This window comes from Arcanobacterium ihumii, from assembly GCF_900604515.1.
GTDB lineage: Bacteria > Actinomycetota > Actinomycetes > Actinomycetales > Actinomycetaceae > Arcanobacterium_A > Arcanobacterium_A ihumii.
The window spans coordinates 477,770-503,812 of sequence record NZ_UWOS01000001.1; the positions used below are offsets into that span (position 1 = coordinate 477,770).

At 50.0% G+C, this 26,043-nt stretch carries 20 protein-coding genes; 6 read left to right on the forward strand and 14 right to left on the reverse strand.

Annotation, left to right across the window (positions count from 1 at the left end):
* Positions 1-21: 21 nt before the first annotated feature.
* The 6 genes from EIH22_RS02155 to EIH22_RS02180 all read right to left on the reverse strand — a co-directional run bounded on the left by EIH22_RS02155 (position 22) and on the right by EIH22_RS02180 (position 10,227).
* Positions 22-1,752 (reverse strand): ABC transporter ATP-binding protein, encoded by a 1,731-nt coding sequence (locus tag EIH22_RS02155; protein ID WP_124054174.1) that lies wholly within the window; start codon positions 1,750-1,752, stop codon positions 22-24.
* Positions 1,752-3,716 carry an ABC transporter transmembrane domain-containing protein gene (locus EIH22_RS02160; protein WP_124054175.1) on the reverse strand — a complete coding sequence of 655 codons (1,965 nt, stop codon included), beginning with the start codon at positions 3,714-3,716 and terminating at the stop codon, positions 1,752-1,754. The genes EIH22_RS02155 and EIH22_RS02160 overlap by 1 nt, the downstream gene beginning before the upstream one ends.
* A gap of 383 nt (positions 3,717-4,099) precedes the next feature.
* A complete protein-coding gene (locus EIH22_RS02165; RefSeq protein WP_124054176.1) occupies positions 4,100-5,821 on the reverse strand; it encodes an ABC transporter family substrate-binding protein in 1,722 nt (573 codons plus the stop codon).
* Positions 5,822-6,065: 244 nt separating this feature from the next.
* Positions 6,066-8,195 carry an ABC transporter ATP-binding protein gene (locus EIH22_RS02170; protein ID WP_124054177.1) on the reverse strand — a complete coding sequence of 710 codons (2,130 nt, stop codon included), beginning with the start codon at positions 8,193-8,195 and terminating at the stop codon, positions 6,066-6,068.
* Positions 8,192-9,217: an ABC transporter permease gene (locus EIH22_RS02175; RefSeq protein ID WP_235001734.1), complete on the reverse strand. Its 1,026-nt coding sequence runs from the start codon at positions 9,215-9,217 to the stop codon at positions 8,192-8,194. Before EIH22_RS02175 ends, EIH22_RS02170 begins: the two co-directional genes overlap by 4 nt.
* On the reverse strand, positions 9,217-10,227 hold the full coding sequence (locus EIH22_RS02180) for an ABC transporter permease (protein ID WP_124054178.1): 1,011 nt from the start codon (positions 10,225-10,227) through the stop codon (positions 9,217-9,219). Before EIH22_RS02180 ends, EIH22_RS02175 begins: the two co-directional genes overlap by 1 nt.
* Before the next feature lie 195 nt (positions 10,228-10,422).
* On the opposite strand from EIH22_RS02180, the gene lipB reads away from it, so the two are divergent.
* Both lipB and lipA read left to right on the forward strand, forming a co-directional pair.
* Positions 10,423-11,211 carry a lipoyl(octanoyl) transferase LipB gene (gene lipB, locus EIH22_RS02185; protein ID WP_124054179.1) on the forward strand — a complete coding sequence of 263 codons (789 nt, stop codon included), beginning with the start codon at positions 10,423-10,425 and terminating at the stop codon, positions 11,209-11,211.
* A gap of 90 nt (positions 11,212-11,301) precedes the next feature.
* Positions 11,302-12,354, forward strand: a complete 1,053-nt coding sequence (gene lipA, locus EIH22_RS02190; protein WP_124054180.1) for a lipoyl synthase — start codon at positions 11,302-11,304, stop codon at positions 12,352-12,354.
* 115 nt (positions 12,355-12,469) lie between these two features.
* Here the strand turns inward: lipA and EIH22_RS02195 are convergent, their stop codons facing one another.
* From EIH22_RS02195 to EIH22_RS02210, 4 genes are all read right to left on the reverse strand, one after another.
* Positions 12,470-14,074 carry a class I adenylate-forming enzyme family protein gene (locus EIH22_RS02195; RefSeq protein ID WP_160149004.1) on the reverse strand — a complete coding sequence of 535 codons (1,605 nt, stop codon included), beginning with the start codon at positions 14,072-14,074 and terminating at the stop codon, positions 12,470-12,472.
* Positions 14,067-15,389: a M18 family aminopeptidase gene (locus tag EIH22_RS02200; RefSeq protein ID WP_124054182.1), complete on the reverse strand. Its 1,323-nt coding sequence runs from the start codon at positions 15,387-15,389 to the stop codon at positions 14,067-14,069. Before EIH22_RS02200 ends, EIH22_RS02195 begins: the two co-directional genes overlap by 8 nt.
* 94 nt (positions 15,390-15,483) lie before the next feature.
* Positions 15,484-16,254 (reverse strand): alpha/beta hydrolase family protein, encoded by a 771-nt coding sequence (locus EIH22_RS02205; protein ID WP_124054183.1) that lies wholly within the window; start codon positions 16,252-16,254, stop codon positions 15,484-15,486.
* A gap of 302 nt (positions 16,255-16,556) precedes the next feature.
* The gene (locus EIH22_RS02210) at positions 16,557-17,003 is read right to left on the reverse strand and encodes a protein-tyrosine phosphatase family protein (protein WP_124054184.1); all 447 of its coding nucleotides are present in this window, start codon (positions 17,001-17,003) and stop codon (positions 16,557-16,559) included.
* A 231-nt stretch (positions 17,004-17,234) separates the two neighbouring features.
* On the opposite strand from EIH22_RS02210, the gene EIH22_RS02215 reads away from it, so the two are divergent.
* Positions 17,235-19,454: an NADP-dependent isocitrate dehydrogenase gene (locus tag EIH22_RS02215; RefSeq protein WP_124054185.1), complete on the forward strand. Its 2,220-nt coding sequence runs from the start codon at positions 17,235-17,237 to the stop codon at positions 19,452-19,454.
* On the opposite strand, the gene EIH22_RS02220 is transcribed toward EIH22_RS02215, so the two are convergent.
* Positions 19,429-19,836 (reverse strand): YchJ family protein, encoded by a 408-nt coding sequence (locus EIH22_RS02220; RefSeq protein ID WP_235001735.1) that lies wholly within the window; start codon positions 19,834-19,836, stop codon positions 19,429-19,431. The genes EIH22_RS02215 and EIH22_RS02220 overlap by 26 nt on opposite strands.
* Before the next feature lie 237 nt (positions 19,837-20,073).
* Between EIH22_RS02220 and EIH22_RS02225 the strand changes: the two genes are divergently transcribed.
* Both EIH22_RS02225 and EIH22_RS02230 read left to right on the forward strand, forming a co-directional pair.
* Positions 20,074-20,328 (forward strand): hypothetical protein, encoded by a 255-nt coding sequence (locus EIH22_RS02225; RefSeq protein ID WP_235001736.1) that lies wholly within the window; start codon positions 20,074-20,076, stop codon positions 20,326-20,328.
* 97 nt (positions 20,329-20,425) lie between these two features.
* Complete coding sequence (locus tag EIH22_RS02230) at positions 20,426-21,871, forward strand: GuaB1 family IMP dehydrogenase-related protein (RefSeq protein ID WP_124054187.1); 1,446 nt, start codon at positions 20,426-20,428, stop codon at positions 21,869-21,871.
* A 146-nt stretch (positions 21,872-22,017) separates the two neighbouring features.
* On the opposite strand, the gene EIH22_RS02235 is transcribed toward EIH22_RS02230, so the two are convergent.
* From EIH22_RS02235 to EIH22_RS02245, 3 genes are all read right to left on the reverse strand, one after another.
* Positions 22,018-23,301 carry a lipase family protein gene (locus EIH22_RS02235; protein ID WP_235001737.1) on the reverse strand — a complete coding sequence of 428 codons (1,284 nt, stop codon included), beginning with the start codon at positions 23,299-23,301 and terminating at the stop codon, positions 22,018-22,020.
* Positions 23,302-23,531: 230 nt separating this feature from the next.
* Positions 23,532-24,821, reverse strand: coding sequence for an MFS transporter (locus tag EIH22_RS02240; RefSeq protein WP_200829143.1), 1,290 nt, complete (start codon positions 24,819-24,821; stop codon positions 23,532-23,534).
* A 188-nt stretch (positions 24,822-25,009) separates the two neighbouring features.
* Positions 25,010-25,618, reverse strand: a complete 609-nt coding sequence (locus EIH22_RS02245) for a mismatch-specific DNA-glycosylase (RefSeq protein WP_200829144.1) — start codon at positions 25,616-25,618, stop codon at positions 25,010-25,012.
* Between the two features lie 78 nt (positions 25,619-25,696).
* Here EIH22_RS02245 and EIH22_RS02250 point away from each other — a divergent pair, with 78 nt between their 5' ends.
* The gene (locus EIH22_RS02250) at positions 25,697-25,966 is read left to right on the forward strand and encodes a hypothetical protein (protein WP_124054189.1); all 270 of its coding nucleotides are present in this window, start codon (positions 25,697-25,699) and stop codon (positions 25,964-25,966) included.
* The last annotated feature ends 77 nt before the right edge of the window (positions 25,967-26,043 follow it).

Sequence of the window (26,043 nt, forward strand, 5' to 3'; positions counted from 1 at the left end):
ATTGGCTGTACGTATCTGTACCTAGTCCTTCTGCCAGGTATTCCACAAAGAGGCATATTCGCCACCGCGTTCAACCAGCTCGAAGTGAGAACCGAGCTCTGCGATTCCACCGTCGATAAGAACCGCAACCCGATCAGCGTCGTAAGCAGTGTAAAGTCGGTGGGCAATCGAAATAACTGTACGCCCTTCCAAAACCCGCGCCAATGCTTGTTCCGCACTTCGTGCAGCTGTCGGGTCGAGCAAAGAAGTTGCTTCGTCCAAGACTAATACTTGTGGATCGAGTAAGACGATACGAGCCAATGCCAGTTGCTGGGCACGATCTGGTGGAAGTTCAAGCTTTCCTGAGCCTACTTCGGTTTCAATTCCATCAGGCATGGTGTAAACCCACATCGCATCCACTGCTTGAAGTGCGTTGCGTAATTCAAGGTCGGTCGCTTGAGGAGCAGCAAGCCTAAGGTTTTCTGCGATTGTTCCCACAAAGATATGGTTTTCCTGCGTCACAAGAGCAACCGTTTTGTGAAGCACTTTCTCAGCGAGTCGAGTTACTTCTACCCCACCGATCTCAACGCTTCCCTTGGTGGGTGGGTTGATACCAGCAATTAATCGGCCTAATGTTGATTTACCCGAACCAGATGGACCAACGATGGTGAGGCGTTCGCCTTCTACCACGTCAAGCGAGATGTTTTTAAGAACTGGTCTTCCCACTCGGTATTCGAAGTTAACGTCACGGACCACAACGGCGTCGCCCTGCGGAGTTTGACCACTGGCAAGGCGATCGTAGCTGATTTCCGAGACTCCGAAAATTCGGGCGAAAGCAACGTGGGCGAATTGTACCTCGTCTGTCCACCACGAAAGTTCTTCAATCGGCCAACGCAGTTGTTGGACGTATAGAGTAACCGTTACAACTGCACCCGCAGTAGTAAGCCCTAAACCAACCAGCCAGCTACCCCACAACACCGATATCAGAATTGGAGAAATCAGCACGATTGCGGTTTGGGCCCCGAAAATCGAACGCATCCACGCGGTGTAGCGCTCGTTAACCCACATTTCCTTCAAGATGGTGGTTGTACGGTTAATTCGGTTTGATCGCATGAACATGGAGTCAACAGTTTCTGAATGTTCAACGGTTTCAGTTACGTCGCCATTGAATTCTGCCGTCAATGCCGAGGTTGCGAGGTAAGCGGCGATGGATCTGCGCAGGTATTTGCGTAGCACAAAGAACATCGGTACAAAGGCAAGGAGCACAACGATACCGACTCGAATATCCGTTGCAACCGCTGCGCCAACCGTTACCAAGATAGTCAAGCTCAGCACGGTAATTCGCGAGATTCCTTGACGAATCACGAATTCAACCCGATCGATGTCCGACGTCGTTCGCCCAAGTAGGTCACCCGTTCCAGCCGCTTCTACCACAGACAGCGGAAGGTGCGTGATTGCATCGACGAGGTTAATGCGCATCTCATGGAACATTTTTTGACCGAGCACGCGAGCGCGATAGTCCGCCAACCAAGCCACCGATGCCTGGAACAGAACCGCCACGATCAAGATGTAGATATTTTGTTTGACCAGCGCGAAGCTCTTGCCCTGGGCCACATAGTCAATCGTGACTCCAATAATCCACGGAGTAACAATGGATGCAAGAGCAACGAGTACTTGCAGTCCCAATGTGAGCGCGAATTCGGCTTTGAACTTACGAATCAGTGCTGAGATCTCACGCAGAACAGTTTTATTTGAAGCAATAGGAAGTTTCATTATTCTCCTTCCTCTCCTGCCGCCCGATGGACGACCGCGTGATAGAGCGGGTTAAGAAGCAACTCGGCGTGTGTTCCGGCGTCCACAACTTTTCCCGCATTGTCAATAAAGACCACCTGATCCGACTCATTCAAAAGAATCGGCGAAGCACTTACTACAACCGTAGTTTGATCTAAACGCTGGGCGTGAAGACGTTCGGCAATGTGTGCCTCCGTGTGTGAGTCCACCGCAGATGTTGGTTCTACTAAAATCAAAATTGGAGCATCTGTAAGTACTGCTCGTGCCAATGCAAGCCGCTGACGCTGGCCTCCCGAGAGATTTCGACCGCGCTCTGAAACATAGGCGTCCAAACCGTCGTCGGAATCAATGATGTCTAGAGCATCTGCAACGAACAGCGCACTTCGCATTGCATCGCTTGGCTGCATTCGAGCGTTCATTTCGTGATCGCGATGGGCAACTCCAGTTCCTGTACCGGTATCAGCCATTTGGCTGCCGATAGCACGAGGACTGGGAACATCTGCGAATTGCCCGGCAAGGTTCGAGCGCAGGCGCCCTTGGAAGAGCTGGGCGATCGCGCTAGACAAAACAACGTTTTGCCGAACATCACCAAGGGCAATGCTACGAAGATCAATCAATGTTTCTCCATTTGTATCAGCCACCTCGGCAAATACTTGGTGATCGTCATTGACGCGAGCAAGGACGTGCGCAATCTCAGCCGTTACATTTGGGTCAGCAGCAACCAAGGCGGTGAATTTACCTGGTTGAATCTTCACGCCCGACTTCGGATCACGAAGGGAAACATGCGTCCAATCAAGGCGGGTGGAAGTTGCTTCGCTGCCACCTATTCCTCCTGTGGCGGGTTCAACGAGGTTTGCGTCTGAAGTAAGCGCCTCTATCTTCAGGATTCGACCCATGCGCTCTGCTCCCACACGGGCATCTGGAACCGCGTGGAAAAGCTGTGTGGCCATCGATACCGGAGCACCCAAGAACGCCATGTAGCCGAAGAAAGAGACAAGCTCACCGCGAGTAAGGTCACCTTCAAAGATCATCCAAAGGCCCACACTTATAACAACTGCCGTATAAATCGCCGGAATCGCCGTACTCAACGCACCAAGGATGGACTGCACAAACGCAGCTCGGATTCCCGCTTCACGTAACGCCGTTGACTGCTCGCGATAACGCAGGTTGTATTCGTCTTCACCCCCAACCCCGCGGAGTACCCGCAGGCCGACGACGGCATCGGTACCGAGCGTGGTTAGCTTAGAGCGCTCTTCGCGTTGGAGTTTCAATCGATTTTGAAGTGGCGTAATAAGGAAACTCATCCCGATGATAACGACGGGAAGACCGATTCCGACCAACAACCCAAGCGGAGCAGAGGCGCGGATCATCAGAATCACCACAATACCGAAGGAGGTAAAGGCAGAGATTGAAGCAGCGAACGTGGCAAGAAACTGACCTATTTTGCGTGAATCGCCTTCGGCGGCTGAAACGATCTCACCAGACGCAAAGTGTTGACGTCCACCAGCTCGAATACCAGTGTATTTCTCCACCTGCTTCAATGATGATCCGATGACTCCACGAAAGTAAAGCATGACGTTGAAGAAATCGGGGAATGCCGCCATTGCTCGAAACACAATGATCCCAAGAGTAATTAGTGCTCCGGGAATCATTGCGCTGGTCAATCCGTCATCAAGACCCGAGTCAAGTAAAATTCCCACTGCCCATGGAATAAGTGCACTTCCGAGGAATAGTGCGAAAGTGCCCAGGATACCCGCCCCAATGTGAATACGGTTGCCGCGAATAATTGACCGCAAAACATGGTCGGGATCAATTTCTGGAAAATCACCAAACTGTGCCAACTTTGGCCATTTGTTCGGAGTTGGACCAATCTCAAATTGGCGTTCATTGACGGCGCGTGAGACGCGTTCGGCACGAGGAGAGCGTGTACGTCTAAAAGTACTCATAACTACCTAAAGTGTTTTAGCTAAGTAAATGTTTAATCGTTGAACATAGATTGATTTCGCAAGCATTATAAAATGATCGAGGTATAATAACCATCGACCCCATAGAGCACTGCCGAGAAGGACCTCGGATGCCCAAAAGCGAAAATCACTTGGGTGCATGGTTGCTGGAAAAACGGAAAAGCGAAAGCACTCAACCGTAACATCAGCATTGGTTCACAAAAACATTAGATTAAACATAGGACAACACTAGCAGGAAATTCATTTTTTACTCAAGCTATTTTTGAAAAAACTTCGAGGGGTGGTTATGAACTCTCGTTCACAACCACCCCTCGCCTAGTTAGCCGTGCACTCGGTTAGGTGTGCACTACCTAGCTATCTAATAATCACTTGGTGTAACCAATGTCTTCAGCTGGGAAGGTTTCAAATGCGGTCGCACCGAAGTTCGCAAGGTTCTTTGGCACAGCCGTGATGGTTGCACGGTAGTAGATTGGAATGGTCATGACGTTATCCCAGATAACCTTGTCGGCTTCATTGGTGAGTTCGATACGCTTATCCGGATCGGTCTCCGAAGCCACCTTCTCCATGTATTCCGCGATCTTTGGATCGTCAACACCGGAGTAGTTCATCTGTGAGTTAGGACCGTAAATCTGACCAATATTTGCCATTGGGTATGGGGTACCCTGCCAGGTGAAGGCAGCAGTTTCAAATTCGCCTGCACCGATCTTGGTGAAGAATTCCTTCGAGGTGGTATCTTCGAAATCAACCTTGACGCCAATTTCCTTCATCTGAGCCTGGAGGGATGCACCTTCGTTAGCAGATGTCGGTGTATCTGGAAGGCGGAGGTACTTGAAGCCAAGAACCTTTCCGTCCTTTTCATAGTACTTGGTGGCATCGTTCATCTTGTAGCCAAGATCTTCAATTTCCTTCTTGGATGCCTCTGGATCGAACTTCACCGAGTTATCCTTGTAGCCCTTCTGGTTCGGCATGAAGAAGTGGTTACCCAGCTTCATATCCATCTTCGCGCTTGGAAGTCCTGCAAGATCGGAAGCGATGATGTCGTCAGTGTTAATACCCTTTTGGATTGCCTGGCGGAGTGCCTTGTCCGCAAGAACACCAGCCTTGGAGTTCACCGTGAAGTGACGCCACTGTACCGAAGCAGAGGTCTTGATGTCTGCATCTGGGCGGCCCTTAACAAGTTCGTAAGTCGAAGCATCAACGATCATGTCAACGACGTCGAGCTCTTTGTTAGCAAACGCGGTTGCGGTTGCATCAACTTCCATTGCGGAGAAAGTAACGGTATCGAGGATTGCCTCGTCTCCCCACCAGTTCTCATTCTTCTTTAAAGTAATAACACCCTTGGCGTTATCTACCGAATCAACCTTGAATGGACCAGCAAAGTAGTTATTAATCTTTGAAAGATCCGTCCATCCCTTGTTAAAAGTGGTTGCATCCTTGAAGCCTTCAGCTGGGTATACCCCTGAGAGATTAGCCGACCAGTCTGGGTACTTCTTGTTGTATTTAACTACAACTTCGAACTGATCTTTACCCTGTTCAATGCTGGAAATCTGCTTCCATCCGTCGGTTGAACCACAGAGGTACTGAGCATCCGGGTTAGCCTTCTCCGGATCAACGGAATCATCGTTACAGGCATCCCAAGTCGCTTTGTAATCGGTGTAGTCGATAGCACGACCAGAATTCCACTTTGCCTTCGGGTTAAGGGTGAGTGTTACAGTCTGCTTAACGTCACCGTTTTCGGTGTCGTCGTACTTAAATGACTCAACATAGTTCTTGTTTTCCTTGAAAGTACCGTCTTCGGCATACTTCCAGTTGGCAGGAGCGATAAAACCATAAATCTTGTTGATGTCAGCTGTGGTGCCATCAAACTGCATGTAGTTGTAGTTGGTAGGCATCGAAGAAATCGAGAGGCGCAGGTTACCGCCCTTTTCGAGCTTGTCGCGGTCAACGCGGTTAACGTCGGAACCTGGCAACGAATTCGATGAATCCCCACCTTCGGCTCCCTTGGAGCCGGAATCAGCACTTGAGCACGCGCCCAAAACTAGTGCTGCTGAAGCTAACAATGCAAAACTTGCTTTCTTCAATCGCATATGAGTCCTCCTTCAGGACGAATGATCCCCAAGGTCAAATTGTTAGAAGATCAAACTTATCCAATAGATTAATGAAGAAAATTACGCCATGCACATTCAATAAGCAAGCGTTACCAATTCGTTACTATTAAAATAATTGGATAAATGTAAGGGAGGAAACCCGAAGGTCTCCTCCCAAACTCAATAACATGCCGTCGTCATTCCTCGAAATAAATCGAGGAACGCTACAAAAATCGCGAAAATCCTAGAAAAGCTTCAACGGACGCGGATAGTAGCAAGCCGCCTGGTGATCTTCTCCGATCTGTGTATAATCGGGGTGCTTAGAAGAACAAATCTGCTTTTCCCCTTCACCCAAAATCTCATATACTGGGCAACGTGTCACGAAGCGGCAACCCGTTGGAGGGTTGGCTGGTGACGGAAGATCACCCTTAAGAATTATGCGATCACGCGAGCGTTCTTTCTGCGGATCTGGAATTGGAATCGCAGAAAGAAGCGCCTGAGTGTACGGATGTTGAGGCTTTTCAAATACAGCATCAACATCGCCGATTTCCACAATCTTGCCTAAATACATGACCGCAACTCTGTCCGCAATGTGGCGCACAACAGACAAATCATGCGCAACGAACAAATACGACAGCCCCAATTCCGAACGGAGATTATCAAGCAAGTTGATGACACCAGCTTGGATTGAAACATCAAGAGCGGAAACTGGTTCATCAAGTACAAGCAAACTTGGTTCAAGTGCAAGTGCTCGCGCGATACCAATACGCTGACGCTGACCACCCGAGAAGTTTCGTGGGTAACGATTGACGTGAGCTGGTTCAAGACCAACCATCGTCATCAATTCAGCAACCCGCTTTTCGATATCCGCCTTAGCGTATCCGTTATACTTCAGCGGCTCAGCGATAATATCGAAAATTGGCATACGCGGATCAAGAGAAGCCATCGGATCCTGGAATACAACCTGGAGATCCTTGCGGATTCGCTTTCGGTCCGAACGGTTCATCTCCTTTGTGTCTTCGCCGAGAACAACAATCTTGCCGTCTTGAGGCTTGATCAGGTCAAGCGCCTGCACCAAAGTGGTGGTCTTTCCCGAGCCCGATTCGCCCACAAGCCCAAGTGTTTCGCCTTGACGAATATCGAAGGAGACGCCGTCGACCGCATGGACTGTACCCACACGGCGCTTAAACACCGCACCCTTCATCAATGGGAAGTACTTCTTGAGATTCTCAACGCGCAGAACTTCTTTTCGTTCTGCTCGAGGAACTTCAGACATCGCTGGTGACACTGCAGCTGGAAGCGGATAAATGTCAGTATACTTACGCGATTCGTGGCGAATTTCCTCACCGCGAACGCAAGCCACCTTGTGCGGATAGGCATCATAACTATTACGCACTTCTACAAGCTCTGGCTCACCTTCAAGGCAAGAGCGACGCGCCACTGGGCAACGTGGAGCAAACGGACATCCCGTGGGTTCAAAGAGCATCGACGGCGGGTTACCTTCAACAGCCGCAAGCTGGTATTCTTTGCGCGAATCAAGGCGAGGCAAGGAGCCGAGCAGACCGATGGTGTAGGGCATCGCCGAGTGATAGAAGATTTCATCTACGTGGCCGCTTTCAACAACACGGCCCGCATACATAACCATCACTTTGTCCGCGATACCAGCGACTACACCGAGGTCATGAGTGATCATGATGACGGCAGCACCAGTTTCTTTTTGCGCCTTACGAAGCACATCCAGAATCTGTGCCTGAATTGTTACATCCAGTGCCGTCGTTGGTTCGTCGGCGATGATGAGGTCTGGGTTGTTGGCAATCGCCATTGCGATCATGGCACGCTGACGCATACCACCAGAGAATTCGTGAGGGAATGCCTTTACTCGAATTTCAGGATTCGGAATTCCAACGATCTCAAGGAGCTCAATTGCTCGCTTACGTGCATCTTCCTCAGAGTAATTCTGGTGAATGAGGAGCGCTTCAACGATCTGATCACCGATAGTGTAAACCGGGGTAAGCGCTGAAAGCGGATCCTGGAACACCATACCGATGGTTTTACCTCGTACATTTGAAAGGTAAGCATCGGAACGACCGAGCATCTCTTGACCATGGATCTTTACGGATCCGTCAAGTTTAGCACTCGAATCCAACAAACCCATGATTGCCATAGAGGTGACGGACTTTCCAGAACCGGATTCGCCCACCACACCAAGCACTTCTCCGGAGCTCACCGAGAAGTTCACACCGCGCACAGCGTGGACGGTTCCATCTTCAGAGGGGAAACGAACATGGAGGTCCGAAACCTCAACGACGGGTACCCCCGCCTTTGCAACAGGGAGATCGTTCGACTCGAAAACAGGAGCATTGTTGTTCTTCATGCCTTGCCTCCAGACTTTGAGGTTGGATCGATGGCGTCACGGAGACCGTCACCGATGAAGTTCACGGAAACGAGCATTAGAACCAGCACGAGAGCTGGAGCAACGAATAGCCATGAATGGGTGAGTGCAGATGCCTGACCTTGACCGATCAAAGAACCGAGGGAAACCTGTGGATCCTTGATTCCAAACCCGAAGTATGAGAGCGAGGTTTCACCGAGCACCGAAACCGCAACACCTAGCGTGAAATCAATAATCAACAACGAGGAGATATTCGGAATGATGTGGCGTCCGATGATCACACGCGAAGGAACAGACATGTACCGCGCTGCATTTACGTAGTCGAGGTTCTTGACGGACATAGTCATTGCACGTACAACACGCGCCGTAAGTGTCCAACCAAATGCAGCAAGCAAGACGATCAGCCAGAAGAGCGAGGACTCTTCAGCACCTACGTTCCGGAGAACAACAGCGAGAATCAAGAAGGACGGAATGACGAGCATAAGGTCAATAAACCAGGTTACGAAGCGGTCGAAAATTCCACCGAAGTATGCTGCGGCCGATCCCACCAAAGCCGCGATCGAAGTCTGGAGTGCGGCGACGGCAAATCCGATCACCAAAGACTTACGCAGACCTTCGAGGGTCATGGCGAACATATCGCGACCTTGCTTATTTGTACCGAACCAGTGAACCGAGTCTGGTGGCAATAGGTAGTGACCACGGTCGCGTTCCATATAATCCCACGGAGAGATGTACTTTCCGAAAAGAGCTAAGAAGATGATGATTGCCATTCCAATCACGCCAACGAGCGCAGTCTTATTGCGGAAGAAACGGCGTGCGATTAATTGACCACGCGAAAGCCGCTTGCCTGCGTGGTGCTTTTCATTTTCGGCTTCGAGCAGCTCAATGACCTCCCGACGCTCTTCGTCAGTGACCATTGTAGAATGGACGAATACTGGAGTAGCGGCTGGTTCTTCGTTGCCAGCCGGGACAGCGGCATTAGCCATAGGAATATTTGTAGTCATTAGCTCACCCTGACTCGTGGATCAACAGCTGCAATAAAGAGGTCTGAAAGGAACGCACCGGATAGCGTTGCTGCGCCGGAGAATGCAACGACGGCAACAGTACCGTTGATGTCCATGTTGCGGATCGTTTGAATACCGTAGATACCCATACCTTGCCATCCGAATACCTGTTCAGTGATTGCACCACCTAGGATCAAAGTAGCCATACCAAATGCAAAGTAGGTTGCGATTGGGATAAGTGAGGTACGAAGTGCATGACGGCGAATGGCTTTACCAAAACGTAAACCCTTTGCGCGAGCCGTGCGGACATAGTCTTGACCAAGGGTGTCTAGCATCAGGTTGCGCTGGTAGCGCGAGTAAGTAGCGAGACCGCCAAGGGACATGGAAATCGTTGGCAAGAGCAAATGCTGGGCTCGATCAACGACTTGAGCAACGGTACCATCCGGCGGAACTGCCGCCGTGGGTCCAATGAATTCGAAGAACTGAACACCTGTTTTTTGGTTAACCCAAGTGGCAGCAATTTGCAAGAACACGGCGTAAACCATAACAGGAGTGGAGATGATGATCATCGAAAAGATTGTAAGGACGCGATCGCGCTTTGAGTACTGATGAACTGCAGACCATGCACCGAGCGCTACACCACCAAAGATACCGATAAGGAAGCCAAGCACTACGAGCTGCAATGAAATAAGGATACGGTTTCCAATTTCATCATTGACTGGCGCGCCCTTTGGCGAATATCCCCAGTTCCATTCGGTGAAGACCAGACGAATCCATTCACCAAAACGCTCAAGGACCGGAGTCTGTGGATTAATATTCCACTGGTAAAGACGCGTATCAACCGCAGCAATAACTGCCTGCGGGTCCACGTTGGCCTTTGACGTCAACTCAGTTTCAATGGCAATGTCACGCGGATTGAGCTGCGTACCAGCCAAGATGTAAGCGATTGTGATAGCCACAACCAACAAGACTGCGTAATTTAGCAGTCTCCTCAACAGGAATTTAAACATGCGAGGCATCCTATTCTTTGGCGTTCTTTAGCGGCATTACCAACCTATCTAGAAGAAAATCGCCAATTATTTATGGTCTGGTTAGGAAGTCTATAACCTTTCCTTACCGTAATGCCATTTCATCTCAGATTAATTGCAGTACGGCTCACACCCATAAAATAGAGAACAATCCACGATCGAACTAGGGTGACTTTTGTGCATATTCTAAATTTGTTGGGTTATGGTGCCCTCGACTATATGGTTATTGACCAAATACAACGGCGACTTCACGCGGAAGTTGCCACGTTACAAGCTCCGGACACTCTACTCATCTGGGAAGCAAAAGATGTTTACACGGCCGGCAGGCGCACACAACCAGAAGACATTCCAGACACGAATGTGCCTGTTATCACAATGGATCGAGGTGGTTCCGTTACCTACCACGGTCCTGGTCAACTTGTGATTTACCCGATCGTTAAAGTCAAACCACCCAAGGATGTCGTCGCCTTCGTTCGGAACACCGAAACGGCAATTATCGACGCGATGCGCACCTACGAAATCACAGCCGCCCAGGTCGAGGGGCGCTCCGGCGTCTGGATTCTTAAAGAAGACGAACTGGATCGAAAGTTGTGCGCGATCGGTATCAAGTTTGCCGACGACGCTACCTTGCATGGCATGGCACTGAACGTCCATACCGATGTCGATCGCTTCATGCGCATCATCCCATGTGGGTTGAAAGATGCGGGCGTCGTTACTCTCAAACAGCTTGGCGTCAACGTTTCCCTTCAAGACGTGGCAGACACGATGATCCCCCACCTCACCAAAGCATACGAACAATTCTTGCTCCGGCCAGATTCTCTGCACGAATATTCCAAAGAAGCTACCGAAGCATATATTCGCGAAGCTCACAATTCACTCGATAACGCCAAGCTACCACCAAAAACCGGAGTAGCATGGAAAGCAAACATGACTAAAGGCCCTAGTGCGCGAGCAATCGGCCAATAGCCGCCACACATCTATTTAAGGATTCCACCTCAAATAGATAATCCGAGCAAGTTGAGATTCACATGAATCACAAGATTCAAAGGAGAAATAATGAGTGCTCCGTCGCGACTAAATCCAGAAGGACGCAAACTCCTTCGCGTGGAATCGCGCAATATGGAAACTCCAATTGGTCAAAAACCTGAATGGATCAAGACCACTGCTTCGGTCGGCAAAGAATATAACGACATGCGTGAGCGCGTGCACGGAGCCTCACTTCACACCGTGTGTGAAGAGGCGAATTGCCCGAATATTTACGAATGCTGGGAAGATCGTGAAGCCTCCTTCCTCATTGGCGGAGATATTTGCACGCGCCGCTGCGACTTCTGCTTTATTAAGACTGGTCGCCCCGAAAGCTATGATCGCGACGAACCGCGCCGCGTAGCTGAAAAGGTGCGCGAAATGGATCTGAACTACACCACGATCACGGGTGTTACGCGCGACGATTTGGAAGACGGTGCTGCTTGGCTCTACGCCGAGACCTGCCGTTTGATTCACGAGACTAGCCCGAAGACCGGCGTCGAACTATTGATCGATGATATGCGCGGAGGAGCTCCGGCCCTCCAAACCGTGTTCGATTCTCGACCAGAAGTTCTGGCTCACAACCTTGAAACTGTTCCTCGCATTTTTAAAAAGATTCGCCCAGCCTTCCGCTATGAGCGCTCACTGGACCTCATTACTTTTGCATCTGAAAACAACCTCATCACCAAGTCGAACCTGATTTTGGGAATGGGTGAAACGTACGACGAAATCCTTGAAACGATGCAGGATTTGCACGATGCTGGTTGCGATATTCTTACCATCACACAGTACCTACGCCCCTCTGCAATGCACCATCCAATTGATCGTTGGGTAAAGCCACAAGAATTCGTTGACCTAAGCAAGGCTGGATACGAAATGGGATTTGCTGGAATTATGGCTGGCCCATTAGTTCGCTCCTCTTACCGCTCAGGAACTCTCTGGGCACGTGCTATGAAGGCAAAGGGCTGGGAAATTCCAGAAAGCCTGCGCGGTATCGGTAACGACGACGCTACACCACGTCAGGAGGCAGCATCGGTTATAGCTCGCCATCATGGAGAGTTTGCAGACGTACCGGTAAGCAACTAATTGATGGGTCGAAAAGCCACTGAGTTAATAACATAAATTGCTTATAAACGGGGTGGAGTCAACAAAATTCTTGACTCCACCCCGTTTACTAACCTCGAGATGGAGAACTGGTCAATTATGCACCAAACAGGTTTTGAATCTTAGCTCGGTCAACTTTTCCGTTCGCCGTAAGTGGGAACGCGTCTACTTCCATCAAATGCTTGGGCAGTTTATAGCGCGCAAGGCTTTCTGCGGCAAAATCATTGAGTTCTTCAAGGCTAGGGAGCGTCCTCCCCTGCTTTACAATTACAGCCACGGCCACTGCTTCACCCCAGACAGAGTCCGGGATTCCTACCACCGCACAGTCTGAAACTGCTGGATGCCTTCCGATCACCGCCATAACTTCTTCGGGGGATACCTTTTCTCCACCGGTATTAATGAGATTATGGAGTCTTCCTTTTACCCAGAAGAATCCCTCACTATCCACCGATACTAGGTCTCCAGTGTGGAGCCACCCCGTTTTAATCCCTGCTTCAGTTGACGCTGAATCCTGCCAATATTCAGTTATTACATTCGGACCACGCAATATCATTTCACCTGCCACACCTGCCGGGCAATCGGTACCGGTTTCAGGATCTACGATTCGCGCTTCTACGTGAGAAAATGGCCGACCAATCGCACCGGGAGCAAGCTTCAAATTATCCGCGGTGAGGCAACACCCCGAAGCGGAGGTTTCCGTCATTCCCCACACATTGAGCGCAGGGAGTCCATTTTTCATCATTCGTAGCAACAATGCAGGCGACGACACTGCTCCCCCGATAAGCGGAAGCCTAAATGCGGAAAGATCAGTGCTAGCGAAGTTTGGATGGTTCATGAGTGCGGCATAGATCGTCGGAACCCCAAACATGATGGCAACGCGATGCTTTTCAAGGCGATAAAGAACCTCGGTTGGATCAAACTCACGAACTACAACAACGGTTCCACCGTGGCTGAACAAATCAAGAGTAGTTCCATTGAAACCACCAATGTGGGTTAACGGTGCAACTACCATTTCGACGTCGAGGTTCGAGTACTCAAAACCTTCGCGAAAATTGCGCGAACCCCACCAAAGATTTTCATGAGTCAATCCCACTGGTTTAGGTTTTCCGGTAGAGCCAGAAGTGAAGAGAATCGCCCCGAGACCTTCGAAATAGTGAATAGAATTACGTGCAGTTTCGCACTCGTCGTTCACTCCATCAGTGATGAAAGCGCCATCAAAATTCGAAGCCTCCGTCACTTTCCGATAGCCAAATTCACCAACGATAGTTTCATCCAAGGTGAGAGTATCGATACAGGACTGGGCATCGTCATCGATTACAACGTGGCGGGCATTGGAGCCTTCGAAGCGTCCTTCGGTTGCAACTTCGGGATCAGTCACAATCACCGCGGGCGTGGAGATATCGAGCAACTCCGCCACTTCAAGGCGAGAAAGGCGATAGGAGATTGGCACAAAAACGGCACCTATTCGGGCACACGCAACGTGTAAGAGCATATGATACGGAGAATTGCGCGCAATTAAACAAACGCGTTCACCTTCGCTAACGCCAAGTTCTATCAGGAACTGTGCTAGTTGCCTTGTATAAAAAGCCGACTGTTTCACCGTAAAAGTGTGATCACCATAGAGTAGCGATTCCCTATTGGGATGTGCTTTCGCAGCACGATCAAGACTGTGAGCAGGATTGTAGAATGCCAGTTCACGCACCGCGGAAATATCCTTCCAGCACGAGCGAAAGATCAAAAAGATCACTCGGACAAGAGATTTCACGAATCGAATGCATCGATAGCAGCGGTACGCCAACGTCAACCGTAATAATACCGAGGCGCTGAGTAGTGAGCGGTCCGATAGTTGTGCCACAAGGTACATCGTTATTCGAAACGAATTCCTGGCTCGCAACTCCAGCCATATCGCAGGAGCGCAGCCACAGCGCGGTTCCTTCAGCCTCAGTTGCATAACGCTGATTAGCGTTGATCTTTAATAGAGGACCTGCCCCTAACACTGGGCGATGTTCAGGATCGTGCTTTTCCGGCTTATTAGGATTAATCGAATGTCCTGCATCGGCAGAAATACAAGAAGAGTTCGCCAGCATCCGCTGGAAGCCTTCTTCACCTTGGTTCTCACCTTGCGAAATATTAGAATGAAGACGCCGGAGCATCGCTTCAAGGAAAGGTCCAGATGCACCGGTGAAGGTAGTTGAGCCAACTTCTTCGTGGTCAAAGGCAACCATGACTTGGATATCCTCACACTCTGAGTCATCGCTGGCGAGGAAAGCCTCAAGTGACGCAAAAACCGAGCTTAGGTTGTCTTGGCGTCCAGAAACGAAGAAATCGCTACCGGCGCCTCCATAGACGGCTGGAGCTACGACGTCGTACGCAAAGAGATCCATACCTGCAACACGTTCAGGGTCTAGGCTTGCTTGTTCACAAACAAAGTCAAAAACCGAGCGCTCTCCAATTGCCCAAATCGGATGATAATCGCACTGGGCGGAGAGCTCAAGGCTGGAATTCACGGAGCGATCCAAATGTGGCGCGAGCTGCGGGATCGTCATGATTGAAGGCGTCTTAACCAGGTGGACCTCCCCATCAATGGTTACGATCTGGCCAGCTAAACCGAGATCGCGGTTGAGCCAAGAGTTCAGAAGTGGCCCACCGTAAACTTCTACGTTGACCTGTGAGAACCCATAATTTACAGCATCGGGATTGGGCTTTACCTTAAAGGAAGGTGAATCAGTGTGAGAACCAACGATTCGGAATCCAACATCTGAAAGGATTTTGTTTGGAATACGCCAAGCCAAAATTGCCCCGGAGCGAAGGACATACCCACGCTGGTGACCTAGCCACTGCTCATGTTCATCTTGCCGAGTGAATCCTGCATCTGAAAGCAGACGCGCACATTCTTGTGAGGCGTGGTAAGACGAAGGCGAATTCGTTATGAATTCAGAAAAATCAGAGGTGAAGTTTTTGACCGCTACGGATCGCTCGGATGAATCTGGTTGAGAAAAATGATCTAAATGCGCCATAACACCAGTCTATTGCGTGCCGGGATGGATTGGTGAATTGAGTTGTGTGAGGAGCTAGCCAGAAACCTACACGAAACTGTTAAGACGCAAGACCTTAGCCGAGTGCACCTAGGAGAAAGAGCCAGGCATCATGACCAGGACGAATTACATCGTTATGGTTGGCGTCGGGAACGATGGCAATATTGAAAGGTTCCGTTGCGAGGTCCCTTGTACGCTGAATTGGAATTGTCGCGTCGAGCGCACCGTGGATGATATCTAGGCGATAACCGGCACCAACGAATCCATCCGCACCGAGCCTCGAGTAGCGAACCGCAGGGTCGTACTCTTGGTAGACATCTGGGATACGGTCGGGGGTACCACCAAGCCAGTGGACGGTTTTCGACGCTGAAAGATTTGGAAATTCTTCTGCGTCACGTCGCAAGTCGAAGATAGGAGCAAGGACGACGCCGTGGGAAGGTTGAAGTTCCGTATTAAACAGAACGTTAAGAACGTTGAGCGAACCAGCCGAATGCCCAAGCCACGTTGCATTTGCTAACAGTGGGTGGCGGGCAAGAGTTGCCATATCTTCTAGAGATGGAGCGGGATTTCCTGGTACTCGTCTAAATTCAGGAAGCGCGATACGATAGCCTTCCTCGCCAAGGGCAAGAGCTGAAGGTCGCAAGTAACGAAGCGTTCCGTCTTCGTGGAAGAAACCGCCATGGATAAAACAAATAACTGTGCCATCTTCTGGACCGTACCACTCGATAAATTGATCGGGATGAACACCGTAGCGCTCTAATTCTTCGCTGGCGACGTCAAGTGCAAGCAGGTTCTCTAAAACCTGCTTCTCTGGTGACGGTTGTCCTTCGGCAGCGAATAAATCCATGACCTCAATTTTCTCTTGGTTGCATATGCACGCTTCAACTAGTCCAGAAATTCAGTTAAGTTTTCCCAGCTTGCAGAGCTGACGACGATTACTTCCGTTTTCGTCCTGGCACGCCGGTAAGTATATCGAGAATGTCAAAAAGGCGCACCGCACGGTACTCGTTGTTATCCTTTTGCAATCTTTTTCCTGCTGGTGAGGGGTATTAATCAGGGCAAATTTGCGATAAGCGACACCACTAGGTACAACAAAAAGGTAACGATACACTTGACGGTTATGGAATGAGGTCCCGTAGGAAATGAAGATCAGTCTTCTGAATCGAAGTCTTTGAGGAAACCACGCTGAGCGTGTTCGCTAACTGATCCCGGGTTGTATTTCTCTTGAACGAAATCAATCGCATCCGTTGAGCACATACCTTCGAAGATAGCGAGGATCGCGAGCGCCGTTCCCGTCCGCCCTACTCCACCGGAGCAGGTAATTTCGACTAATTCTTTATCTGAACGCTGCCAAACATCGCGAAGAACCTGGATTGCTTGAGATGGACGGCGTGGTAGGCGATAGTCTGGCCAGTCAATCGTAATTGTTTCACCGGATCCAATTACCCCGTTATTGGAGAACTCTTTGCCCGATGCAGTGGTAAGAACAACGGAAACATCAGCTTCTTGCGTGACCGATGCGCGCCAAGATCGACCTCGCACACGACGTCCAGAGGGAAACTCTACGACCCCGTCGGTGTCTTGCCAATTTTTCATATTTCCGCCTCACCGTATCTGGTTACAGCGATTCTAAACATGATTGATATTCGCGTGACAAACAAAATGTCTTGATATAGCGATTTCTAGACAGATTTCACATTATTTCGAACCGTTTCCTTATAGGACTTTTACATAGGACGTATTTCCCAAGGGCGAAATTATCACGACATCAAGATTTCTGGACTATTATGTCAATAAGTGGAGAACAACCCAAGGGAGAGTTGACGAATGACACATATCATCTATACGCACACCGATGAAGCACCGATGCTCGCCACTGCATCCTTGCTACCGATCGTAAACGCATTTGCCTCAAATGCCGATATAGAAGTGGACGTACGCGATATTTCTTTGGCTGGACGTATTATCGCCGCGATGTCCGACTATCTCCCAGAAGAACAGCGCGCTGTAGATGCACTCGCCGAACTAGGAGAACTCACTCACCATCCGGAAGCAAATATTATTAAGCTTCCTAATATTTCAGCCTCCCTTCCACAGTTACTCGCAGCAATTAAGGAACTCCAAGACCAAGGGTATAAGCTCCCCAACTACCCATCATCACCACAAAACACGCAAGAAGAAAACATTCGCGCTCGTTACGATGCCGTGAAGGGTTCCGCCGTCAACCCAGTTTTACGCGAGGGGAACTCGGATCGTCGCGCGCCCCAAGCTGTAAAAAACTACGCGAAATCACACCCACATTCCATGGGCGAATGGGATCCGACGTCGAAAACGTCTGTCGCCACCATGCGTTACGGTGACTTCAAGTCCAACGAGCAGAGCGTCGTCATTAAAGCAAACGATTCGATCTCATTCATTCACGTGGACGACTCCGGTAAAGAATCCGTTCTACGCGCTGACGTACCTGTTCTTGCAGGTGAAGTGGTGGACTCCACCAAGATGGAAGCACGAGCACTAGACGCATTCCTTGCTGAGCAACTTCGTTTTGCTAAGAAGCAAGGCGTACTTTTCTCCGCTCACCTTAAGGCGACGATGATGAAGGTGTCCGATCCTGTTATTTTCGGTCATGTAGTACGCGCATTCTTCCCAGAAACCTTTGCCCGCTATGGTGAAGACCTTGAAGCTGCGGGGTTACTACCCTCGAATGGACTGGGATCGATTTTCGCCGGTCTCGAAGATGTACCTAACGGTTCCAAAATCAAAGATTCATTCGAAACAGAGCTCAAAGCAGGCCCTGCACTCGCCATGGTAAATTCCAACAGGGGGATCACAAACCTTCACGTCCCATCCGACGTCATCATCGATGCATCGATGCCAGCGATGATCCGCAACTCAGGGAAGATGTGGGGCTCGGACGGCGAGCCAGCCGATACTCTCGCCGTCATCCCTGATTCAACCTACGCTGGGGTTTATGACGTCGTTGTTGAAGACTGCAAGAAGAACGGCGCTTTTGATCCAGCCACGATGGGAACCGTTCCAAACGTCGGACTCATGGCTCAAAAGGCTGAAGAATATGGCTCACACGATAAGACCTTCATTATTGAATCCGATGGCGTTGTGGAGGTTCGTCTGAGCGATGGCAGCGTGCTCATGACTCAGAACGTGAAGGTAGGCGATATCTTCCGAGGCTGTCAAGCCAAGGACGCACCGATCCACGACTGGGTTCAGTTGGCTGTGCGCCGTGCACGAATTTCCGGAATGCCGGCAGTGTTCTGGCTTGATCCAGAACGCGCCCATGATCGTGTTTTACGGGATAAGGTGGAGACTTACCTCGCGGAAGAGGATACCAACGGGCTTGATATTAGGATAATGAGTCCGATTGAAGCTACCCAATTCTCAGTGGACCGTATCCGCAAAGGTGAAGATACGATTTCCGTTACTGGCAACGTTTTGCGTGATTACCTCACCGATCTGTTCCCAATCATGGAGCTTGGTACATCAGCAAAGATGCTTTCCGTGGTGCCACTAATGGCAGGCGGCGGCCTGTTCGAGACCGGAGCTGGGGGTTCTGCACCCAAGCACGTTCAACAGCTGGTAGAGCAAAACTATCTGCGTTGGGACTCACTTGGAGAATTCTTGGCGTTAGCAGAGAGTCTCCGCCAGCTGGCACGATGCAATTCTAACCCTCGCGCTCAGATCTTAGCTGACGCACTAGATAAGGCAACCGAGCGCATTTTGAACGAGAATAAATCTCCATCGCGAAAGATTGGAGGGCTTGACAACCGCGGTTCACACGCGTGGATTGCGATCTGGTGGGCCGATGAGATTTCGAAGCAAAACGAAGACGCCGAATTGGCCGCTATTTTTGCACCATTCGCTGGACGTTTCGCAAGCGCCGCCGATGATATCGAACGGGAATTGATCGAAGCTCAAGGTAAAGCTGTAGATATTGGTGGCTACTACCACCCAGATCCAGAGAAGTTGAGCGAAGTTATGCGTCCTTCTACCACGCTGAATGCGATCATTGCAGATTTGCAGCAGGGTTAGGATTCACATCTAGGGCTTTTTCGTAGAACCAGCGGCCGGCTCGTTTTGAGAAGAAAGATCGCTCGTGCATAGAGTCCGATCCCTCTATGCCGTCATAGTAGGCGATGAATTCTACAATGCCGGTGGAGTCCTCGATTCCACCGGCAACCACATCAAGGATCTCCAGCTTCACCCATCGCTCACTCCCCAGTTGCACGTCTTCGCGAGTACGCGGATGCCAAGTGCGAAATAGATAGTTTGAATTCCGTACCGCAAAGGCACTGTAGCGTGACCGCATTAGTTCAAGTGCGGTAGACGCTTGACGCTCACCGGTGTGGAACACCTCGCAACACGTTGCATATCGTTCGCCTCCACATGGGCATCTCTTGAATTCACTCATCATGCTGGCAAGCATATCTAATCTTCACTAAGATAACGATTAACAGGTATTTACCTCTAGTTTTCCAAGAAGGCTATATGGGACGCCGCGTTTCTTCCTCCAATGCTAAAATGAAGCTCACCGAGGGCCACTGGCTCCTTATCCGCGCAAGCTTCGTCGGAATCAACCACACAGTTATGTTCGAGCGCAGCAGCTTAGTTTGGGGCGGAATAATTTCATATGCCTCAGATAATCTTCTTTGTGGTTTGCACACTAGTTTCACACGGGATTAATCGACTCAAGGCACAATGCAGGCGCCAACATCCCGTGCTATATGCGTTAGCACTCGACACTCCCGTCCTTATGGCAATCATCGGAATCTTTTTCGATCATGAGATTCAAGCACAGCATTTATCGATTCTCACATCTTTGAGCCTTGGGCTAATTTCCACTCTTCCTGTGCTTATTTTCGGCGTGGTCCTTATCCAGCGAGAGCGCACGGCCGAGCAAAGCTAGGAAACGTAACACCCTACCCATCTCACAATATAGACACTTTTGTTCCAAAAACAAAATCGCTATCGATTACCACGCTTTAATGCACTAACCTGTTCTAGTGAAATTCTTAAATAACCTCAAGCCAACTTTTGACTTAACTTATGACGACGTGTTCATGGTGCCATCACGTTCATCCGTCGGCTCACGGAACGGAGTCGACCTCTCTACCGACGATGGCTCGGGCACAACAATCCCGCTCGTCGTCGCCAATATGACCGCTATTGCCGGGAAGCGTATGGCAGAAACAGTTGCACGCCGTGGCGGACTCGTCATTATCCCGCAGGACATCCCACTTGACGTCGTGATCGACACCGTGAAGGAAGTCAAGTCACGTCACCTTGTTTATGACACCCCAGTTATCGTTAAACCTCATCACACCTGCGGCTATGCGCTGACTCTACTTCCGAAGCGCTCGCATCGCGCAGCAGTTGTAGTCGATCCTGAAACGAATATCCCCGTAGGGCTCGTGGACGAATCAGATCTTACTGGCGTCGACCGCTTCACCCAAGTTCGCCAAGTGATGACGACTGAGCTGCTTACCATCCCGGAGGGCACCGACCCACGTGAAGCATTCAACCGCCTCAAGGCTGCACACCGCACCCTTGCTCCTGTTGTGGACGACGCCGGTTGCCTCGTTGGCCTGCTTACTCGCTCTGGTGCAGTGCGCTCCACCATTTACGTGCCTGCCGTTGATGCAAATAATCAACTACGCATTGGGGCGGCAATCGGCATGAATGGAAACCCGGCACAAAAGGCTGTTCAGCTAGTTGAAGCTGGTGTGGACGTGATCGTTGTTGATACCGCACACGGTCACCAAGAAAAGATGCTCGACGCCGTTCGTGCAGTTCGTGCGGCACTTCCAGCTGATTTCCCAATCGTCGCAGGTAACGTTGTTGCTGCCGCCGGTGTTCGTGACCTTGTTGAAGCTGGTGCTTCGATCGTCAAGGTTGGCGTGGGACCAGGCGCTATGTGTACTACTCGTATGCAAACTGGAGTCGGCCGGCCACAGTTCTCCGCAGTTCTTGAGTGTGCCGCTGAAGCCGCAAAGTATGGAGCTCATGTTTGGGCCGACGGCGGAGTGCGCCATCCGCGCGACGTCGCCTTAGCACTTGCAGCAGGTGCATCGAATGTGATGGTTGGTTCCTGGTTCGCCGGAACCTATGAATCCCCTGGCGATCTTCACTACGACGCCGATGGACGCGCCTACAAAGAATCTTTTGGAATGGCTTCAAAACGCGCGGTGAAGAATCGTACAGCTCAGGAGTCCGAGTTTGATCGTGCTCGAAAGGCACTCTTCGAAGAAGGCATTTCCGTGGCTCGTATGTACATTGATCGGGAACGACCAAGTGTTGAAGACCTGATCGACCAGATCGTTTCGGGTGTTCGATCCTCGTTCACCTATGCGGGTGCTCAAAACATTCCTGAGTTCCGCGAGCGTGCGATCGTAGGAATTCAATCAGCTTCCGGCTACCGCGAAGGCACTCCTGTGCCGCAGTCGTGGTGATTACTACTGGCAAAAGCTAGCCGATAAGCCTGCAACGGGTGGGGTTTGGTGTGCGAAAATAGTATCGCACACCAAACCCCACCCTTTCATTAGTGAAAGCTGCAAAATTGCTTATCAACAACTTTACATACAGTGCTATTTAGAACTCAGTGCTTGAAGATCTTATTGAGTTCAGTCACCGTCACTTGTGCATGTGGAATCGCTCCTGCCACGTGCGGACCAGAATTATTCGGAATGAAAGTTATATCCGCCCCACGTGCCTTCCACTCACTTACTAACTGCTCTCCCACGCGGTATGGGATAACGTCGTCTCCGGTGCTGTGCGTAACAACCACTGGCATTGACGGAGCATCGTAACCGATGTGCTGATCCGCAAGCATTGACTTATACGGTTCACGCTCAATGAACTGCCAAACATCGGAGCCATCTGCGGTAATTTTTGCTAGCTTAGTTCCTGAATAAAGGCCCAAACCGAGCGTGCAGTTATTGGTGGCTCGGCTGATAATTTGCTGCCCCTCTGGGTTAAGATACTTAGCTAGATCAACATCGTAGCTATGGCTGATACCCATAAGAGCATAGGCCTCAAAGAGGAAGTAGATTGTTCCATCTAAAGCGGGTGGCAGAAGTGTTAAATCTGCTGGCGCAGCACCAACCGATGCCAACTTAATATCTAACTCTGGTGCATAATCATCAGCCAATTCAGCGGCGCTTGCTGCCGCGCCACCGCCTTGGGAATAACCATCAATCGCAATGGGAGTAGTAGCTGAAAAATCCCAGCCATTAAGTTGCTTAGCTGCACGTGCACTGTCAAGCACTGCATGACCTTGGGAGATACGATCCATGTACGTATGCATTCCCGGGGTACCAAGCCCTTCATAGTCAGTTACTACAACCGCGTACCCCTCCTTGAGGAGTCCCTCAAAGAAAAATTGTTCGTAGTCCCCAACACCATTTCCAATCTTGAACGACGGCGCGCATCGGTCAGCTACTCCTTGAGTGCCAGGTGCGAATGCAACGAGTGGACGTTGCCCCGCACCTTTCCACGGCGCCTTTGTTTCAATCACAATGCCGCTGACTGGGATTTTCTCACCCTTACGGTTGATTGATGAGTAGAGAATCCGGCTTGCTTTATATGGCCCCACGTTTGAAATTCCCAGAGTGTTCAACGAGTTAATTACTTTTTCACTCCGAAGTAGTTGGCCTGGTTTAGTTTGAGAGAGATCTGGGATATCGTGATAAAAGGGGATATATGAATCTCCTTGAGAAGAAGTGACCGGCAAAGGTGCTGAATCTTCCCGGACAGTTAGAGTGGATGTTCCAGCAAATTTCGTAGGTTGATTAATGGCGTTAGCTGATGCTGTTGAAGCAACGCCAAGTGCCAAAGTTGAAGAAAGTGCTAATGTTAAAGCGATCTTTGACTTCTTAAACACAAAAACTCCAATCGGTGAGTAATGAAGTTACTGCGCAATATTCGGTTAGAATACAGCGCAACGCATGGAATGTAACTGTAACTACAGTTACATATACTTATGTTAATGACACATTTCCTAAAAACCAAGCAATTTGACCGAATTGAGCAATTCAATCTATTGCTCCTGATAACACTCGGTATGTGGCGTTCTCACCGTATAACGCGTATCAAGAAAATTTGTTAAAGCTCTCAACTAGTTTGCTTTTCAACGCGAATTGAGAATTTTCGGAATTCCGGGAATGCCACCGCACAAAGAACGATTCCAAGAAGCACAAGCAAACCACCACCCCACGTTGCTACCGATGGTCCAACAATCTCACCTGCGCCTCCATGCAGCACATCTGCAATGCGGGGACCACCCGCAACCACGACGATGAATACACCTTGAAGTCTCCCACGCACGTCGTCTTTCGCACCAGTAAGCAATATGCCTTGCCTGAAGGCAGATGAACTCATATCGGCCGCTCCACCAACGGAAAGTGCAATACAAGCAATAACTAGCATAGGGAACGTTGCATAAGGAGCACATTGGAATGCAATTCCAAGAGCAACGATTGCCACTCCCCACACCACAATCGAGATGAGCACAGCTTTTCCGTAGCGGAAAACCCGTGATATCCAACCTCCAAAAATTCCACCAAGCATTGCACCTAATGGCATCGCAGCATAGAGCAAAGCAAATTCAATTCCGCCCTCAATTGGTCCACCAAAATTAACGTGTGCAACCTCTGGGAACAACGCCCGAGGCATACCGAAAATCATGGCAATTAGGTCAACAACAAAACTGACCATAACGATCTGATGCAACCGCAAGTAACGCAAGCCCTCCAACACAGACTTGAGGCCCGGCGTCGTCACCTTGGTAGCGGGAGGAAGGGATGGCAACCGAAGAACAGCATAAAGAGTGGCAAACAACGTGACTGTGTCGATCAGGTAGAGCCACGAATATCCCAGAACAGGGATAAGTGCACCACCGACGAGCGGACCGGCGATCGCACCTGCGGAAAAGACCGTCATGTTTAGCGAGCTAGCGGCAGGAATTTGTTCGGCTGGCACAATTTTCGGAAGAATTGCGGACCGCGTTGGCTGGTTGACGGCGAAAAAAGCTTGTTGAAGAGAAAAAATCGCCAAAAGAATCCAAACATTGTTCAAAGCGAAAGCGTCCTGGAGCCAGAAAAGAGCCGACGTTAGAACTAACCCCAAAGTGGTACCGATCAGGAGACGACGGCGATCCATATGATCCGCGAGCGCACCTCCCCAGAGTCCGAAGATAATGAGTGGCACAAGTCCAAAGATTCCGGTGAGACCAACCATGCCCGAGGAATGGGTGAGGTCGTAAATTTGTGCCGGTACAGCCACCACCGTGAGCTGTGCACCGATCACCGTGATAATGTTCGCCAACCATAGCCTACGGAAATGAGGGCTTTTCAGAGGACGCGTATCCGCGAACAATGATCGAATCTTCTGCGCAACGGTCACTTAAATTCCTATTTCCTTCGTGTACGTAAGTATTGGGTTTCTACGTTAGCAACGGAATTATCTCCAATTTGATAAGCATATTAAATATTCATGCTCATTAGGTTCTGAAATTTGTTAGATGAGACGCCGATCGTTTACATTCATTTCATGAATTCTTTCGACTCGCAACGCCACGAGAGATTCAAGATTCACTTCTTCCTGCGTGCCTCAACCCGCTTCCACCATTCAACCAGCACTGGCATAGTGGCATGCGCGTTGAGCCCGCTTGGCTGCGGGAGCACCCACAACTCCCCTGTTCCTAGATAACGCGAGGATGCGTCGTCGTCGAACTGCTGACCGAGCTGCGCTTTCGGTTCATCAAAAGCGTCACGAAACGCGGTGATCCCAAGGACGGCGACGACGTCGGGCCTAAGCTCACCTACAACCTTACGTAGACGCTCGCCGCCCTTAGCAAGCTCGACGCGGCTCAGCTCGGATGCCTTCGCTGTAGCTCGATTAACCAGGTTGGTCAGTCCAATACCGTTATTGATAACCATCGCTTCATCCTCAGGTTTCAAACCAGCAGTGGCATCAATACGATAAGGGAGCAGGCCAGATTGGTGCAGACTCGGCCAGAAGCGGTTCGACGGCGCTGCAAAAGGAGCGTTGACGGCTGCGGTCCATAGACCTGGATTAATACCAACAATCAGCAGCCACGGGTCTGGGCATATAATATCGTCCACCGTACCGTTTTCAAAGTTTGCAAGTTCGGTGCGGGTTGGCTTGCGCCCATTAAGTGGCGAAATTCTAGAAATCACCTAAATAGTCTAAATCATTCCATTTAGACTATTAGCGATGCAGAAGTCACAAACACAAGTGCTGGAAAAATGATGGTGATGACTATGAACACAAGGAATCAGGACGACGTCGAAGCTCTACACTACACATATGCTCGCCGAACCATGGCCAAGGCTGTAGTGCTGTTTCTTCTCGTGACTACAGTGTCCGTCGTCGTAAATAGTTACTTCCTACACGGTCTCTGGGCAAGTGTAATTTTTAACATCTGTGCTGGCGTTTTGGCTATGCTCTCAATCTTTTACTACAGACGGAAAATGTGGGAGGTCGATTATCAATTATCGCAACGCCCCCAAGAATCTGACGAATAGCACCGTAAGCCCAGCGCAGAGTCAGCACTTCCAACTAGACTTCTAGGTATCTGGCAGAACTATTTATGTTAGAGGAA